The sequence below is a fragment of the Propioniciclava sp. MC1595 genome (genome assembly GCF_017569205.1).
GTDB lineage: Bacteria > Actinomycetota > Actinomycetes > Propionibacteriales > Propionibacteriaceae > Propioniciclava.
Map to the genome: position 1 here is coordinate 1,068,227 of NZ_CP071870.1, position 16,791 is coordinate 1,085,017.

Genomic DNA, 16,791 nt, shown 5'->3' on the forward strand with positions numbered 1-16,791 from the left:
CCCGTGGGGCAGGATGGCCCCATGGACAAGCAGACTGATTTCGTCCTGCGCACGATGGAGGAGCGGGACGTCCGGTTCGTGCGTCTCTGGTTCACCGACGTGCTCGGGTTCCTGAAGTCCGTGGCGATCGCCCCGGCCGAGCTCGAGGGCGCGCTCAGCGAGGGCATCGGCTTCGACGGGTCGTCGATCCAGGGCTTCGCGCGCGTCTACGAGTCCGACATGGTCGCGCACCCCGACCCGTCGACGTTCCAGATGCTGCCCTGGCGCGGCGCCGCCGGCGGCACCGCCCGCCTGTTCTGCGACATCGGCCTGCCCGACGGCTCGCGCTCCTACGCCGATCCGCGCGGCGTGCTGAAGCGCGCGATGAAGAAGGCCGCCGACCTCGGCTTCACCTTCTACGTGCACCCCGAGATCGAGTTCTACCTGTTCAAGCGGCCCCTGGTGCCCGGCGTCGAGCCGACCCCGGTCGACACCAGCGGCTACTTCGACCACACCACCGACACCGCCGGCACCGACTTCCGCCGGATGACGATCGACATGCTCGAGCAGATGGGCATCTCGGTGGAGTTCAGCCACCACGAGGGCGGCCCCGGCCAGCAGGAGATCGACCTGCGCTACGCCGACGCGCTCACGATGGCCGACAACATCATGACCTTCCGCGTGGTGGTGAAGGAGGTGGCGGTCATGCAGAACCTGTTCGCCTCCTTCATGCCCAAGCCGCTGGCCGAGCACCCGGGTTCGGGCATGCACAGCCACGTGTCCCTGTTCGAGGGCGACACCAACGCGTTCTACGACGCGTCGGGGGAGTACCACCTCAGCAAGACGGGCCGGCAGTTCGTCGCGGGCCTGCTCCACCACGCCTCCGAGCTGAGCGCCGTGCTGAACCCGTGGGTGAACTCCTACAAGCGCCTGGCCGCCGGCGGCGAGGCCCCCGCCCACATCACGTGGGGCCAGAACAACCGGTCGGCGATGGTCCGCATCCCGATGTTCAAGCCGTCGAAGGCCAGCTCGGCGCGCGTCGAGATCCGCTCGCTGGACAGCTCGGTCAACCCCTACCTCGCGTACGCCCTGATCCTGGCCGCCGGCCTGTCGGGGATCGAGAAGGAGATGGAGCTGCCCGACCCGGCCGAGGACGACGTCTGGTCGCTCACCTCCAAGCAGCGGGACGCCCTGGGCATCAGGCCGCTGCCCAACAGCCTCGACGCGGCGGTGCGCGCCATGGAGACCAGCGAGCTGGTGGCCGAGACGCTCGGCGAGCACGTGTTCGACTTCGTCCTGCGCAACAAGCGGGCCGAGTGGGCCGAGTACAGCCGGCAGGTCACGCCCCTGGAGTTCAGCAAGCTGCTGCCGTCGCTCTGACGCCGCGGTTTGGGACGCCGCGGAGGACGCCCCCGCGGTGTGTCAGTGTGTGTCAATCGTGAACACGCTCTTCGCCCCCTTCCAGCCCGACGCCCACGGCGTCCCGCTGACCGACGTCGTCATCCGGACGGCCTGCCGGGACGACCTGCCGTTCACCGCCGGCCTGGCTGCCCAGCGCGAGGGCGCGGGCGTGGCCGAGTGGACGGCGATCCACGGCCGCCAGTTCGAGGACGACAAGCGCGTGCTGCTGGTCGCCGAGCACGAGGACGAGGTGATCGGCTACGCCTGGCTGGCGTGGCTGACCCCGGTCGCCGACGGCGGCCGCAACGCCCCCGACGGCTGGTACCTCTCCGGCGTGGTCGTGGCCCCGGCGTTCCGCCGACGCGGCATCGGACGCCGCCTCACCCAGGCGCGCGTCGAGTGGGTCCTCGAGCGCGGGGAGCCGGCGTTCTACGCCGTCAGCGGCTCCAACCTGGCCTCCCGCGCCCTGCACGCCCAGCTCGGCTTCCGCGAGGTGACCGACGACTTCACCCTCCCCGGGGTGGTGTTCGGGCGCGGCGACGGGATCCTGTGCCGCGTCGACGCACGACCGGACGCCGAGGTCATCGACCTCGCCAGCCGCCGCTGAGCCTCACCCGGCCAGGTCCGCCACCAACGCGCCCAGGTGCCCGCCGATGTCGGCGTGCGCCCCGCTGGCGCTGACCCGGCGGGCCGCCACGGCGTCCGGCCACGCGAGGCGCCCGCTCGCCAGGGCGAGCCACGTGCCGGGGTCGGTCTCGACGACGTTGGGTGGCGTGCCGCGCGTGTGCGCGCTGGCCTGGCCCGGGACGCCGACCTGCACGGCGGCGAACGGGGGCACGCGCACCTCGACGAGCTTGCCCGGGAAGAGCACCTCCAGCTGGCCCAGGGTGGCCCGCACGGCCGCGGCCAGCTCGCTGCGCCCGACCTGGGCGCCGACGGCCACGGCGGCCGCGGTCGCGGAGGCGGCCGCGAGGGCCGCCCGGTCGGGGCGCCTCATCGGCGCGCGGTCGGCTCGGGGGAGGCCTGCGACGGCGGGGCGTACTGGCCGATGCCGCCGGGCACCGGCAGGCGCCGGTCGGCGAGCACGACCAACTGGCCGTCGGCCAGGCCGCTCACGACCTCGACCTTGCCCTGGCCGGTGCGGCCGGTCACCACGGTGACGGTGTCGGCGGTCTGGTCCATCGCGGCGCCGACGACCTCGACCGTGCCGGTGGTGTCGGTGATCTTCGTCACCGCCGAGGAGGGGACCGTGAGGACGTCGGCCGCCTGCGCCAGCGTCAGCGTCACGTCGGCCCACGAGCCGGGGTGCAGGGTCTGGTCGGGGTCGTCGGTGACGACCGTGGTCTCGTAGCGAGGCGACCCGCTCGCACCCGGCAGCACGCTGACGCCGGTGACCTGGCCGTCCAGGGTGGCGGGGCTGGCGAGCTGGCCGACCCGCGCGGTGACTCCCGGGGCGACGAGCGCGCGCACGGCGAGGGGGACCTCGACGGTCACGCGGGCCGCGCCCTCGCCGACGACGGTGGCCGACCGACCGCGCGAGCTCTCGCCCACGGCGAAGTCGAGCGCGCCGACGACCCCGGAGGTCGGGCTGGTCAGGGTCGCCGCGGCCAGGTCTGCCTCGGCGGACTCGAGCTGCTGGCGGGCCTGCAGCAGGCGGGCCCGGTCGTTGGCGATCGTCGCGTCGGTGACCATGCCGCCGAACGAGGCCGCCATCTGGGCCTCGAGGTCGGCCTGTGCCTTGCGGATCGCGTCCTCGGCGGCGGCGCGGGCCGCGGCCTCGACCTGCTGCTGGGCGGCAGCCATGGCCTCCTGCAGCTGGGCCTGCGCCTTGGCCATCGCCGCGGTCGCGGCCTGCGTCTGCGCGGCCAGGCCCTGGGCCGCGGCGCCGATCGCCATGCCGGCGCGGCCCTCGGCCTGCGCGAGCCCGACCATCGCGTCGGAGCACGCCTGCACCTGGTCGGCCATCCCGACCAGCTTGTCGAGCTGCTCGTCGAGGTCCACGTCGGGCAGCCGCGGCAGGCCCGGCACGCTGGGGCTCGGGGTCGCGCTCGGGCGCGGCGTCGGCTCGTCGGACGCCGTGGGCTGCGGCGAGCCGGGGTTCGGGTCGGGCGAGCCCGGGGGCTCGGGGGAGGGCGTCGCGCTCGGGGTGGCGCTCGGCTCGGGGCCGACCGTGGGCTCGGGGCTGGCGGACGGCTCCGGAATGGGGCTCGGCGTTGGGGTGGCGGAGCCCGTCGGGGTGGCGGTGGGCGAGGTGGTCGGCAGTGCCGTGGGCAGCGCGGTCGGGAGGGGGCTGGGCAGGGACTCGCGGAGGTCCCGCAGGCGCTGCAGGGCCGAGAAGACCGGCGTGCACTGGGTCTGCTGGCGCTCGACGGCCGTCTGGAGGTCGGCGAGCGAGGCGTTGAGCTCGGTCAGGTACGCGGGTGCCTGGCCGCCACCGGGCATTCCGCCGCCGGGGGCGCCGCCGCCGGGGAGGCCACCCGGGAAGCCGCCGGTGGGCAGGCCGCCCGTGCCGCCGAAGCCACCCGAACCACCCGGCATCGACGGCAGCCCGCCGCCTAGCGCTCCGCCGAGGCCGGCGGGCAGGCTCGAACCGCCGGAGCGCTGGGCCGCGAGGTCGGCGTCCAGCTGCGCCTCGGCCTGGGCGAGCTGGGCGCGCGCCTGCAGGACGGACAGCCGGAGCGGGGCGGGGTCGATGCTCACGATCTGCTGGCCGGCGGTGACCTGGTCACCGACCTTCACGTGCACGGCGGTGACCATGCCGTCGCTGCGGTACTCCAGGGTGGCCTGGCCGTCGCGCTCGACGGGGCCCACAAGGGAAATGGTCTGGGTGATCGCCCCGCGCGCGGCGGGGGCGGTCACGTAGGCGGCCTCGGCGGCGCGGGGCTGCAGGGCCCAGACGACCAGGCCGAGCACGACGGCCCCGACGGCCGCGACGATCCATCCGGCGCGCTTCATCACTCGCTCCTCAGGGCGTCGATCGGGGGCAGGTTCGCCGCCCGGGCCGCGGGGTAGGTGCCCGCGATGAGCCCGATGCCGAGCGAGACGGCCAGGGCCAGCAGGGTGGCGGGCAGGGACACGGTGACCTGGAGGTCCAGCAGCGGGGTCAGGATGGCGGCACCGGCGACCCCGAGCGCGACGCCGAGGGCGCCGCCGAGGAGGCCGAGGATGCCGGCCTCGACGAGGAACTGCCGGCGGATCAGGGCCGGGGTGGCGCCGAGGGCCTTGCGCAGGCCGATCTCGCGGACGCGCTCGGAGACCGACACCAGCATGATGTTCATGACGCCGATGCCGCCGACCACGAGGGAGATCGCTGCCAGGCCGGCGAGCAGGGTGGTCAGGACCGCGGTCATGGAGTTCATGGCCGTCAGGAGGGCCTGGAACGTCATGATCGAGAAGTCCTGGTCGGCCGAGGTCGTGGCGTGGTTGACCGTCAGGGCACGGGTGATCTGCTGGTGGGCCGACGAGATTGAGGCGTCGTCGCGCGCGGCGACGTAGATCGCCTGCAGCGAGCGCGCCGATGCCGGCGGCACCAGGCGCTGGGCGACGGTGGTCATGGGCATGACGACGGTGTCGTCGTCGTTGGTCATCGAGCTGGCCCCGACCGACTCCAGGACCCCGACGACCAGGAACGTCTGCCCGCTGATCACGACCTCCTGGCCGACTGCGGGGCTGTCGGCGAACAGGTTGCCCGCGGTGGTTGGGCCGAGCACGACCACCTGCGCGGCCGAGGCCTGCTCCACCTGCGTGAAGAACCGGCCGTCCATGAGCCCGCGCGCCCGTACGACCGGCCAGTCGACCGTGGTGCCGGTGACCTGGGAGGACCAGTCCTTGGTGCCGTACTGGACGCTGGCGCGCGTGCCCATCATCGGGGCCACGCCGGCCACGTCGGGGGCGACGGCCGGGTCGGCGATGGTCTCGGCGTCCTCGAGCGTCAGCGACTGGATGCCGGCCGTGCGCTGGCCGGACGCCGATGCCGATCCGGGCATCACGATGAGCAGGTTGGAGCCGAGCTTGTTGATCTCGGCGGTGATCTGGTGGCGGGCGCCCTCGCCGAGCCCGACGGTCAGCATGACCGCGGCGATGCCGATGAGGATGCCGAGCATGGTCAGCAGCGAGCGCATCCGGCGGCCGAGCAGCGCCTCGACCGCCGTGCGGAACGTCTCGGACCAGCTCATGCGCCCACCCCGGCACCCTCCGACAACAGGCCGTCGGTGATGCGGACGACCCGGCGGGCCTCCTGCGCCACGTCGGCCTCGTGGGTGATGAGCACGATCGTGCGGCCGGCGGCGTGCAGCTCGTGGAACAGGCCGAGCACGTCGCGGGTGGAGACCGAGTCGAGGTTGCCCGTCGGCTCGTCGGCGAGGATCAGCGCCGGGTCCGTGACGAGGGCCCGGGCGACGGAGACGCGCTGCTGCTGGCCGCCAGAGAGCTCCCCGGGGCGGTGGTCTACGCGCTCGGCGAGGCCGACGCGACCGAGGGCGTCCAGGGCCCGCTCGCGGCGCTCGGCGCGGGGCACCCCGGCGTACACCAGCGGCAGCTCGACGTTGCGCAGGGCGGTCATGGAGGGGAGCAGGTTGAACTGCTGGAAGACGAAGCCGATCCGCCGGTTGCGGACGTCGGCGAGCTCGGCCTCGGTCATGCGGCTCACGTCGACGCCGCTGAGCTCGTAGGTGCCGGCGGAGGGCACGTCGAGGCAGCCGAGGATGTGCATCAGCGTCGACTTGCCCGAGCCCGAGGGGCCCATGATCGCCACGAAGTCGCCCTCGGCGACCTCGAGGTCGACCCCGCGCAGCGCCTCGACGGCGACCACCCCGGTGTCGTAGGTCTTGCGGACGCCGGTCATCCGCAGCAGGGCGCTCATCGCTCGGGCGTGGCGGTCGGGTCGGGGGAGACGATCGAGCCGCCGGGGCCGAATTGCGGACGCGGGGGCGGGGTGACCACGACGCTGCGGCGGGCGAGCACCTCGGCGCCCTCGTCCAGGCCGGCGGTGATCTCGACGCGGTCGCCGAAGCGGCGCCCGGTGGTCACCTCGACCGAGGTCACCGTGCCGCCGACCTGGCGCCGCACGGCGGGCTGGCCGTTGGTGATCCAGATCGCCTCGCCGGGGAGGGTCAGCACGCCGCGGACCGTGCCGGTGGTCACGACGGCGTCGGCGTTGGAGCCGGAGAAGAGGGTGGCGGAGGGGTCGGTGATGCGGAGGGTCACCGGGAAGGTGGCGGCCTGCCCCGAGGCTGCGTTGGCGACGATGCCGACGGTGTCGACCACGGCGCTCACGTGCTGAGAGGTGCCGGTGGGGGTGACGATGGCCTCCTGGCCGGCCTGGAGCTGGGGCAGGTCGGCCGTGCCGACCTCGGCCTCGAGCTTCCAGGCGTCGGGCACGACGACCACGATGTTGGCCCCCGTCGCCGTCGCGCCGTTGCCGCTCGTCGAGCCGCCGGTCATGCCGGACAGGCCGGGGATGCCCGAGAGGCCGGACATGCCGCCCAGACCGGGCAGCGAGGCCCCGCCGACGGAGCCCCCGGCGCCGGAGACCTGGTCGCCCACCTCGACGTTGACCGCGGCGACCACGCCCGCCAGGGGGGAGGTCAGGATCGCGTCGGCCAGCCGGTCGCGGGCCTGCGCCACGGCGGCGTCGGCCGACTCGACGGCCGCCCGGGCGGCCGCGACCTGCGCCGAGGTGGCGCGGTCGGCGTCGCGGGCGGTCTGCAGCTGGGCGCGGGCCGCGGTGGCCTGCGCCTCGGCGAGGCTGAGGGCGTTGCGCAGGTCGCGGTCACCGACCGTGGCGAGCTGCTGGTCGACCGTCACCGTGTCGCCGACCTTCACGTCGATCGTGCGGACGGTGCCGGGGACGGCGAAGGACACGTTGGCCTGCTGCTGGGGGGCGAGCACGCCGGCCAGGGAGACGGTGGTCGTCTCGTCGGTGCGGGTGGCCCGGACCACGTCGGTCGTCGGGCCCGCGGGCGTGCGGGAGGCGTTCCAGAGGACCACGCCGGCGACGAGGGCGATGGCCAGGAGGACAGCCCCGATCACGAGCACCCAGCGGCGGCGCGACCACGGCGTGCGCGCGCGGGGCTTGTTCATCGGGACTCCTCGAGCAGGGGACGGCACCCTCCAGAGTAGTCGGCGCCCGCCACGGGCCCGACCCGGTCCGACTAGCATCTGGTCCATGGACCGCATGTCGACCCCCGCCGGACGACTGGCCCGCCGGGGCTTCGCCGACCCCCACCACGCGGTGGCGGTGATCGAGACCTGGTTCGCGGTCTTCCACGACGAGCCCGCCGTGCGCCGGCTGGTGGACGAACTCCTCGCCAGCGCCGATCCCGACCTCGCCATGGGCGGGTTCGCGCGCATGGCCGCCGAGCAGACGGACGCCTTCCGCCACGTGATCGCCGACCCCGAGCGCGCGCGCCGGGTCGCCCGGGTGATGGGGGCGTCCGTCGCCCTCAACCAGCACCTGGGCGTGCACCCCGAGGCGCTGGCCGTGCTCGACGAGGAACCGTGGCCCCGCGACGCCGCCTCCCTGCGCGCCGACCTCCTGCGCGCGGTGGGGGCCGACCCCGATGCGGAGGCACCGGTCGCCCAGGCCGGGTCGGGCGACGCCCTCCGGCTCGCCTACCGGGAGGCACTGCTGCGCGTCGCCGCGCGCGACCTGACCGCCTCCGACCCCCTGGCCACCGTCGCCGACATCGGGCGCGAGCTCGCCGACCTGGCCGACGGCGTGGTCGAGGCGGCCCTCGCCCTGGCCCGCGCCGAGGTACCCGGGCACGAGCGGGTCCGGCTGGCCATCCTGGCCATGGGCAAGTGCGGCGCCCGCGAGCTCAACTACGTCTCCGACGTCGACGTCATCCACGTCGCGGAACCCGCCCTCGACGAGGCGGGGGGGCCGGTCGTCGACGCGACCGAGGCCGTGGCGATCGCGACCAAGCTCGCGGCGTCCGTGGCCCGGACCTGTTCGGCACGGACCGCAGCCGGGACGATCTGGCAGGTGGACGCCAACCTGCGCCCCGAGGGGAAGGCCGGCCAGCTCGTCCGGTCGCTGGCCTCGATGGGCACCTACTACGGCAAGTGGGCCAGGAACTGGGAGTTCCAGGCGCTGCTCAAGGCGCGCCCGATGGCCGGCGACCGCGCGCTCGGGCAGGCGTTCGTCGACCTCGTGGCGCCCCGGGTGTGGTCGGTGGCCGACGACCCGCAGTTCGTCAGCGAGATCCAGGCGATGCGCAAGCGCGTGATCTCGCTGCTGCCGGCCAAGGAGGCCGCCCAGGAGATCAAGCTGGGCGCCGGCGGCCTGCGGGACACCGAGTTCAGCGTGCAGCTCCTGCAGCTCGTGCACGGTCGCGGGGACGAGCGGCTCCGCCTGCGGGGCACCTTCGACGCGCTGCACGCGCTGGTCTCGGCCGGCTACGTGGGCCGCGCCGACGGGCAGCAGCTCGAGAAGGCCTACCGGCTGCAGCGGGTGCTGGAGCACCGGATCCAGCTCCACCAGCTGCGTCGCACCCACCTGATGCCGACCGACGAGCCGAGCCTGCGCCGGCTGGCCCGCGGGATGGGCTTCGCGTCCAGCGACGAGCTGTCCTCGGCCTGGCGGTCGTCCACCCGGCGGGTCCTGCGGCTGCACCAGCGCATCTTCTACTCGCCGCTGCTCGAGGCGGTGGCCCGCATCCCGTCCGAGGCGGTGCGCCTGACCTCGGACGCCGCCGAGACCCGGCTGCGCGCGCTCGGCTTCAACGACACCCGGGCCGCGCTGCGGCACATCGAGGCCCTCACGACCGGGGTCACCCGGCAGGCCGAGATCCAGCGCCAGTTGCTGCCGGCGATGCTCGGCTGGTTCGCCGAGGGCCCGAACCCCGACCACGGGTTGCTGGCCTTCCGCCAGGTGTCGGAGGCGTTGGGGTCGACCTCCTGGTACCTGCGGGCCCTGCGCGACGAGGGCGCGATGGCCGAGAACCTCGCGGTGGTGCTATCGTCGAGCCGCTACGCCGTCGACCTGCTGCTGCGCGCGCCCCAGACCGCCCAGCTGCTGGCCGACGCCGACCACCTGACCCGCACGCAGGAGGAGATCCTGCACGAGATGACCACCTCCGCCAAGCGCCACGACGACCCCAACGCGGCGGTCGAGGCGATCCGGGGGGTCCGGCGCAAGGAGCTGCTGCGGATCGCCATCGCCGACCTGCTCGGCCGGATGGACGTGGTCGCGGTGGGCGATGGGCTCAGCGGCGTCATGTCGGCCTCGATCGACGCCGCCCTCGAGGTCGCGCGCCGGGAGCACCCCGACGCCCCGGCGCTCGCCGTGATCGCGCTCGGCCGGTGGGGCGGGCGCGAGCTGTCCTACTCCTCCGACGCCGACGGCATGGTCGTCATCGGCGACTCCGACGACCCCGAGGCGGTCGCCCGGGGGATCAAGCTCGTGACCCGGCTGCGGGAGCTGCTCCGGCGTCCGGGCGCGGACCCCGCCGTGGAGCTCGACCTCGACCTGCGACCCGAGGGCAAGGGCGGCCCCATCGTGCGCACGCTGGCCTCCTACACCGCCTACTACGAGAAGTGGTCCTCGACCTGGGAGGCGCAGGCGCTGGTCCGCGCCGGTCACGGCGCCGGCGACCGCGAGCTGTCGGCGTCCCTGCTCGCCGTGGTGGACCGGGTGCGCCACCCCGAAGGCGGCATCGCGCCCCGGCAGGTCACCGAGATCCGCAAGCTCAAGGCCCGGATGGAGAACGAGCGCATGCCGCGCGGCACCGACCCGCGCCGGCACGTGAAGCTCGGCTCGGGCGGGCTGTCCGACGTGGAGTGGTGCGTGCAGCTGCTGCAGCTGGAGTACAGCCACGAGGCGCCCTCGCTGCGGACGCCCCGTACCTTGGCCGCGCTGGAGGCGGAGGAGGCCGGCGGCTACCTGGCCCAGGCGGACGCGGTCGCCCTGCGCGAGGCCTGGCTGATGGCGACCCGCATCCGCAACGCGACGATGCTCCTCCGGGGGCGCGCGTCCGACACGATCCCGACCGACGCGCGCGAGCGGGCGGCCGTGGCCCAGATGCTCGGCTACGCCCGCGCCGAGGTGGGCGTGTTCATCGACGACTGGTCGCGTCGCGCCCGGCTCGCCCGCGAGGTCATGGACCGGGTCTTCTGGGGATTGACCCCCGGCGCCTGAGCCACGCCGCGACTAGATTGGTGGGGTGAGCCAGACGACCGCCCAGAAGCTGACGGGGTGGGGGCGCACGGCGCCCAGCACCGCGCAGGTACTCCGGACCCCCGACGCCGAGGTGGTGGTCGCCGCCGTGGCGCGCGAGGCCGAGCGGAGGGCGTCCGGGCAGGGCCGGGGCGTGCTCGCCCGCGGGCTGGGCCGCAGCTACGGCGACGTGGCCCAGAACGGCGGCGGGCTGGTGGTCGACATGACCGCCCTCGACCGCATCCTCGCCATCGACGACGCCGCCGCGACCGTCACCGTCGAGGCCGGGGTGAGCCTGGACGCGCTGATGCGCGCGGCCCTGCCCCACGGGCTGTGGGTGCCGGTCCTGCCCGGGACGCGGCAGGTGACCGTCGGCGGGGCGATCGGCAACGACATCCACGGCAAGAACCACCACTCCGCGGGCAGCTTCGGCGACCACGTGCGCTCCCTCGACCTGCTCGTCGCCGACGGCCGCGTGCTCACGCTCACGCCCGACGGCAGCCCCGACGACCCCGACGCGTCGCTGTTCTGGGCGACGGTGGGCGGGATCGGCCTGACCGGCATCGTGCTGCGCGCCACCGTGGCGATGGAACGCGTCGAGACGGCCTGGTTCCTCGCCGACGGCGTGGTCACCGGGTCGCTGGAGGAGACCATCGCCGTGCACTCCGACGGGTCGGAGTCGCGGTACGCCTACTCCAGCGCCTGGTTCGACGCCATCTCCGCGCCGCCGAAGCTGGGCCGGGCCGCGATCAGCCGCGGCAACCTCGCCACCCTGGACCAACTGCGCGCGTACGCCCCCAAGCTCGCCGACCGGCCGCTGGAGTTCAGCGGGAAGACGTTCGTGACGCTGCCCGACGTGTTCCCCAACGGGCTGGCCAACAAGCTGACCTTCGGGCTGCTCGGGCAGGCCTGGTACGCCAAGTCGGGGGAGTACACGAACAAGATCCAGAGCCTCACCGGCTTCTACCACCCGCTCGACATGTTCGGGGAGTGGAACCGCGCCTACGGCTCCGACGGCTTCCTGCAGTACCAGTTCGTGGTGCCGCCGGCCGCGGTGGGGGAGTTCAAGAAGATCATCGCCAGCATCCAGGCGTCGGGGCACTACTCGTTCCTGAACGTGTTCAAGCTGTTCGGCGAGGGCAACCGCGCGCCGCTGTCGTACCCGATGGCCGGCTGGAACGTCTGCGTGGACCTCCCGATCAGGGCCGGGCTGTCGGAGTTCCTGCGCGGGCTGGACGCCCGCGTCCTCGAGTTCGGCGGCCGGCTGTACACCTCCAAGGACTCCCGCACCGACTCCGCGACCTTCCACGCCATGTACCCCGGCATCGACGGCTGGATCGCCACCCGGCGGGCCATCGACCCGACCGGCGTGTTCGCCTCCGACATGGCCCGACGACTGGAGCTGATGTGATCGACGCCACCGGCAACCCCCAGACCATCCTGCTGCTGGGCGGCACGTCCGAGATCGGCCTGGCGATCGTGGGGGAGTACCTCGCCCACGCACCCGCCCGCGTGGTGCTCGGCGTCCGGCCCGGGGACGACCGGACCGACGCCACCGTGGTCTCGCTGCGGGCCCGGGGAGCCCGCGCGGTGGAGGTGCTCGACTTCGACGCCACCGACTTCGACGCCCACCCGGCGTTCATGGACGCCGCGTGGGCCGGCGGCGACGTCGACGTGGCGATCGTGGCGTTCGGCGTGCTGGGCGAGGCCGAGGAACTCTGGCAGGACCAGGCGAAGGCGGTCGAGGCCGCCCAGGTGAACTACACCGGCGCGGTGAGCGTCGGCGTCCTCCTCGGGCAGCGGATGAAGGCGCAGGGCTTCGGCCAGGTCATCACGATGAGCTCGGCGGCCGGCCTCAAGGTGCGCCGCTCAAACTTCGTCTACGGCTCCACCAAGGCCGGCCTGGACGGGTTCTACACCAACCTCGGCGACGCGCTCGCGCCGTCGGGGGTGAACGTCCTCGTGGTCCGCCCCGGCCAGGTGCGCACCCGCATGTCGGCGCACGTCAAGGAGGCGCCGCTCACGGTGAACCCCGACGAGGTCGCCTCGCTGGTGGTCACGGCCGCCCGGAAGGGGCAGCGCGTCGTCTGGACGCCCCCGGCGTTCGAGGCCGTCATGCTCGTCCTGCGGCACATCCCGGCCCCGATCTTCAAGCGCCTGCCCATCTGAGCGATAGACTTGGTGCGGGCCGCCCAGGCACACCCTGGGCGCGGCCTGCCCGTCATCGCCTGGAGCGACCAAGGTGTGGAATGGTCGGCCGGGTGCTTGCCACGACGGTTTTCGGGATGGTCTCATGTAGCGCCCGTCCAACCGTCGTGAGGAACATCGTGCTGGAGCAAGTGCTCGGCGACATCGCCAACATCGTCTGGGGGCCGTTCGTGCTCCTGCCCCTGCTGCTCGGAACCGGCATCTGGCTGACGGTCCGCCTCGGCGGCCTGCAGTTCACCAAGCTCGTGCCGGCCCTGCGCCTGGCCTTCATCAACCGCCACGACGGACTGGAGGAGGACGGTGACGTCAGCCACTACCAGGCTCTGACCACGGCGCTGGCCGCCACCGTCGGTGTCGGCAACATCGCGGGTGTGGCCACGGCCATCACCCTCGGTGGCCCCGGTGCGGTGTTCTGGATGTGGGTCTCGGCCATCTTCGGCATGGCCGCCAAGTACTCCGAGGCGTTCATGGGGGTGCGCTTCCGCACGCTCGACGCCAAGGGGGAGGTCTCCGGCGGCCCGCAGTACTACTTGGAGAAGGCGATCGGCGGCGGGTTCGGCAAGTTCCTGGCCCTGTTCTTCGCCGTCGCCGCCGTCATCGCCTCGTTCGGCATCGGCAACATGACCCAGGCCAACACCGTGGCGCACACGCTGCAGGAGACGTTCGCGGTCGACCCGATCGTCACCGCGATCTTCGTCTCGGTGCTGACCGGCGCCGTGCTCCTGGGTGGCATCAAGGCGATCGGCCGCGTCACCGCCGGCTTCGTCCCGGTGATGATCGTCATCTACGTCGTCGGCGCCCTCGTCGTCCTCGGGCTCAACTGGCAGGCGCTGCCCGGCGCGTTCGGGCTGATCTTCTCCGACGCGTTCACCGGCACCGCCGCCGCGGGCGGCTTCGTGGGCTCGGTCGTGGCCCAGGCGATCCAGTACGGCATCGCGCGCGGTGTCTTCTCCAACGAGTCGGGCATGGGCTCGGCGGCCATCGTCGCCGCGGCGGCCAAGACCAAGCACCCGGTGCGCCAGGGCCTGGTGTCGATGACCCAGACCTTCATCGACACGATCATCGTGGTGTCGATGACCGCGCTGGTGATCATCTCCACCGGTGCGTGGATGACCGACAAGAAGGGCGCGGCGCTCACGGCCGAGGGCTTCTCGATCGGCCTGCCCGGCACCACCGGTGGCGTGATCGTGGCCATCTCGGTGGTGTTCTTCGCCTACTCGACGATCCTGGGCTGGGCCTACTACGGCGAGCGCAACGTCGAGCGCCTGGTCGGCATCAAGGGCGTCCTGCCCTACCGCCTCCTGTTCAGCGTGGTCGTATTCGTGGGCAGCATCAGCGAGCTGGAGCTCGTCTGGACGTTCTCCGACATCGCCAACGGCCTCATGGCCCTGCCGAACCTGATCGGCCTGCTGATCTGCTCGGGCCTGATCGCCCGCGAGACGAAGGCCTACCTGGCCGTCGACCCGACCCTGCAGAACGAGCCGGCGGTGTCCACGCTGCACGGCATCGACGGGCTCGCCGGACTGCCGCGACGCGGCTGATCCAGCACCCCACCGTCGCTACAGTGGCGGGCATGATCCCACCGGTCGTGCCCGCCACTTTCCTGTCCGAACACCCCGGCGCCGTCCTGGTCGACGTGCGGTACACCCCGACCGGTGGCCCCGACGTCGAGGGGTACTCCGCCGGGCACCTGCCCGGCGCCGTCTTCGTCGACATGGACGCCGTGCTGGCCGGGCCGTCCTCCCCCGAGACCGGGCGGCACCCGCTGCCCGAACCGCAGGCCTTCGCCGACGGCATGTCGGCGCTCGGGATCGGGGACGCCTCGGTCGTCGTCGCCTACGACGACGCGGGCGGGGCCTTCGCCGGACGCTTGGTCTGGCTGCTGCGCTTGCTCGGCGTGGACGCCGCGCTGCTCGACGGCGGGCTCGCCCATGGCGGATCGGCGCTCGAGGAGGGCCTGGTCACGCGCGAGGCGGCCCACTTCAGCCCGCGCCCCTGGCCGCCGGAGGCGCTGGCCACCATCGACGACGCGGCCACCGCGCCCGTGGTCGCCGACGCGCGCGCCCCCGAGCGCTACCGCGGGGAGGTGGAGCCGCTCGACCCGCGCGCCGGGCACATCCCCGGGGCGATCAACATCCCGTTCGCAGGGAACCTGGCCGACGGCCGGTTCCGGTCGCCGGAGGAACTGCGCGAGCGGTACGCCGCCCACGGCATCACGGACGCCGCGGGCGTGGTCGTCTCCTGCGGCTCGGGGGTCACGGCGTGCCACGACCTCATCGCCATGGAGCACGCCGGGCTGGGGCGGGGCCGCCTCTACCCGGGCTCGTGGTCGCAGTGGTCGAACACCGAACGCCCCGCCGAGACCGGGCCGCAGCCGGGCAGCAAGCCCTCCATCGATCCCACCGGCCGGATCAGCGGCTGACGCTGACGCCGGCGACCGCCGCGTCGAACTCCTCCTCGATCACGGGGTTGGGCCGGTAGGTGGCCAGCGAGACCACGACGGCGACGACCAGGTTGAGCAGGAACGCCGGCAGGATCTCGTACAGCTCGAAGATGCCTCCCAGCGGGTTGAGCACGAGCTTCCACACGAACACGGTCACCGCGCCGACGATCATGCCCGCCGCCGCGCCCGCGGTGGTGAGCTTGCGCCAGTAGAGGGCGAGCAGGACGGTCGGCCCGAAGCCCGCGCCGAAGCCGGCCCACGCGAACGCGACGAGGCCGAGGATCGTGTCGTTGCGCTGCCAGGCGAGTGCCGCCGCGATGACCGCGACGACCAGCACGGCGAGGCGACCGAACAGGACGCCGCGCCGGGCGGCCAGCTTCAGCGGCGTGATCGCGTGGTAGATGTCCTCGACCAGCGCCGAGCTCGTGACGAGCAGCTGGGAGGACACCGTCGACATGATCGCGGCCAGGATCGCAGCGAGCAGGAACCCCGCGATGAGCGGGTGGAACAGCAGTTGGCCCAGCGCGATGAAGACGCCCTCGGGGTTGGCCAGGGCCGTCTCGTCCTGCTTGAACATCGCGATGCCCACGAACGCGGTGAAGGTCGCGCCCAGGGCCGAGACGATCATCCAGCCGATGCCGATCCGCCGCGCGGTCGTGGCCTCGTGGGCGGACGTCAGGGCCATGAACCGGACGAGGATGTGCGGCATGCCGACATAGCCCAGGCCCCAGGCGAGGGCGGAGATGACGCCGATGGGCGTCCCGCCCTCGAACCAGGTGAGCAGCAGCGGGTCGACCTCGCGGATCTGGGCGAAGAGCTCGCCCGGCCCACCCAGCGCGATGATGCCGACGACGGGCAGCAGCACCAGCGCCACGACCATCATCAGGCCCTGGACCACATCGGTCCAGGAGACGGCCAGGAACCCGCCGACCAGCGTGTAGAGCACGGTGACCGCGGCGATGCCGAGCATGCCGACGTAGTAGTTGACGCCGAAGCTGGCCTCGAAGAAGGTGCCGCCGGCGACCATGCCCGAGCTGACGTACAGGGTGAAGAAGACCAGGATGATCGCGCCCGACACGATGCGCAGGATGTTGGAGTCGTCCTTGAGCCGGTTGCCGAAGAACGACGGGATCGTGATCGCGTTCTGCGAGATCTCGGTGTAGGCGCGCAGGCGGGGCGCGACGAACTTCCAGTTGAGCCAGGCGCCCACGGTCAGGCCGATGGCGATCCAGGACTCGACCAAGCCGCTCACGTACAGCGCGCCGGGCAGGCCCATCAGGAGCCAACCCGACATGTCGGACGCCCCGGCCGACAGGGCCGACACGAACGGTGAGAGTCCCCGGCCGCCGAGCATGTAGTCGTCGAGGTTCTGGGTGCGCTTGTTGGCGTGGAACCCGATCGCGACCATCGCCACCAGGTAGACCGTCATCGAGATGATCTGCCAGACCTGCTCGTCCATGGTTTCTCCTCGTCGTGGAACTCACGGGGGAACCTACTACGGGCCGTCAGGGGTCGGCTGGGGGCGTCCAGAGCCGGCAGCGCTGACACTCGACGCCCCCGGGAGGTGTCCCGGGGGCGTCGATTGTCACCGCTGCTGCGGCAG

At 73.1% G+C, this 16,791-nt stretch carries 13 protein-coding genes; 7 read left to right on the top strand and 6 right to left on the bottom strand.

Going from position 1 to position 16,791, the window contains the following annotated elements:
* The first annotated feature begins 21 nt into the window (after window positions 1-21).
* Together J4N02_RS05075 and J4N02_RS05080 are read left to right on the top strand one after the other, a co-directional pair.
* Complete coding sequence (locus J4N02_RS05075) at window positions 22-1,359, top strand: glutamine synthetase family protein (protein WP_182814489.1); 1,338 nt, start codon at window positions 22-24, stop codon at window positions 1,357-1,359.
* 58 nt (window positions 1,360-1,417) lie between these two features.
* Complete coding sequence (locus J4N02_RS05080) at window positions 1,418-1,987, top strand: GNAT family N-acetyltransferase (protein WP_188332629.1); 570 nt, start codon at window positions 1,418-1,420, stop codon at window positions 1,985-1,987.
* Between the two features lie 3 nt (window positions 1,988-1,990).
* Here the strand turns inward: J4N02_RS05080 and J4N02_RS05085 are convergent, their stop codons facing one another.
* Genes J4N02_RS05085 through J4N02_RS05105 form a run of 5 tightly spaced genes read right to left on the bottom strand, consistent with a single transcriptional unit; the run spans window position 1,991 to window position 7,461 of the window.
* A complete protein-coding gene (locus J4N02_RS05085; protein WP_188332630.1) occupies window positions 1,991-2,377 on the bottom strand; it encodes a sterol carrier family protein in 387 nt (128 codons plus the stop codon).
* The gene (locus J4N02_RS05090; RefSeq protein ID WP_188332631.1) at window positions 2,374-4,335 is read right to left on the bottom strand and encodes a biotin/lipoyl-binding protein; all 1,962 of its coding nucleotides are present in this window, start codon (window positions 4,333-4,335) and stop codon (window positions 2,374-2,376) included. The genes J4N02_RS05085 and J4N02_RS05090 overlap by 4 nt, the downstream gene beginning before the upstream one ends.
* Window positions 4,335-5,555, bottom strand: coding sequence for an ABC transporter permease (locus J4N02_RS05095; RefSeq protein WP_182814493.1), 1,221 nt, complete (start codon window positions 5,553-5,555; stop codon window positions 4,335-4,337). The genes J4N02_RS05090 and J4N02_RS05095 overlap by 1 nt, the downstream gene beginning before the upstream one ends.
* Complete coding sequence (locus tag J4N02_RS05100) at window positions 5,552-6,241, bottom strand: ABC transporter ATP-binding protein (protein WP_305071988.1); 690 nt, start codon at window positions 6,239-6,241, stop codon at window positions 5,552-5,554. Before J4N02_RS05100 ends, J4N02_RS05095 begins: the two co-directional genes overlap by 4 nt.
* Entirely contained in the window at window positions 6,238-7,461 is a 1,224-nt protein-coding gene (locus J4N02_RS05105; protein ID WP_188332632.1) for an efflux RND transporter periplasmic adaptor subunit, read from the bottom strand. The genes J4N02_RS05100 and J4N02_RS05105 overlap by 4 nt, the downstream gene beginning before the upstream one ends.
* Window positions 7,462-7,546: 85 nt before the next feature.
* On the opposite strand from J4N02_RS05105, the gene J4N02_RS05110 reads away from it, so the two are divergent.
* The 5 genes from J4N02_RS05110 (at window position 7,547) to J4N02_RS05130 (ending at window position 15,167) form a co-directional block, all read left to right on the top strand.
* Window positions 7,547-10,519: a bifunctional [glutamine synthetase] adenylyltransferase/[glutamine synthetase]-adenylyl-L-tyrosine phosphorylase gene (locus tag J4N02_RS05110; protein ID WP_188332633.1), complete on the top strand. Its 2,973-nt coding sequence runs from the start codon at window positions 7,547-7,549 to the stop codon at window positions 10,517-10,519.
* Window positions 10,520-10,544: 25 nt separating this feature from the next.
* Entirely contained in the window at window positions 10,545-11,948 is a 1,404-nt protein-coding gene (locus tag J4N02_RS05115; protein ID WP_188332634.1) for an FAD-binding oxidoreductase, read from the top strand.
* Window positions 11,945-12,706 carry a decaprenylphospho-beta-D-erythro-pentofuranosid-2-ulose 2-reductase gene (locus J4N02_RS05120; RefSeq protein WP_188332635.1) on the top strand — a complete coding sequence of 254 codons (762 nt, stop codon included), beginning with the start codon at window positions 11,945-11,947 and terminating at the stop codon, window positions 12,704-12,706. Before J4N02_RS05115 ends, J4N02_RS05120 begins: the two co-directional genes overlap by 4 nt.
* Window positions 12,707-12,864: 158 nt before the next feature.
* Window positions 12,865-14,286 carry a sodium:alanine symporter family protein gene (locus tag J4N02_RS05125; protein ID WP_208091135.1) on the top strand — a complete coding sequence of 474 codons (1,422 nt, stop codon included), beginning with the start codon at window positions 12,865-12,867 and terminating at the stop codon, window positions 14,284-14,286.
* Between the two features lie 32 nt (window positions 14,287-14,318).
* Window positions 14,319-15,167, top strand: a complete 849-nt coding sequence (locus J4N02_RS05130) for a sulfurtransferase (protein WP_188332636.1) — start codon at window positions 14,319-14,321, stop codon at window positions 15,165-15,167.
* Here J4N02_RS05130 and putP read toward each other — a convergent pair.
* Window positions 15,157-16,647 carry a sodium/proline symporter PutP gene (putP, locus tag J4N02_RS05135; protein ID WP_188332637.1) on the bottom strand — a complete coding sequence of 497 codons (1,491 nt, stop codon included), beginning with the start codon at window positions 16,645-16,647 and terminating at the stop codon, window positions 15,157-15,159. The two genes, J4N02_RS05130 and putP, sit on opposite strands and share 11 nt — an antisense overlap.
* Window positions 16,648-16,791: the final 144 nt, after the last annotated feature.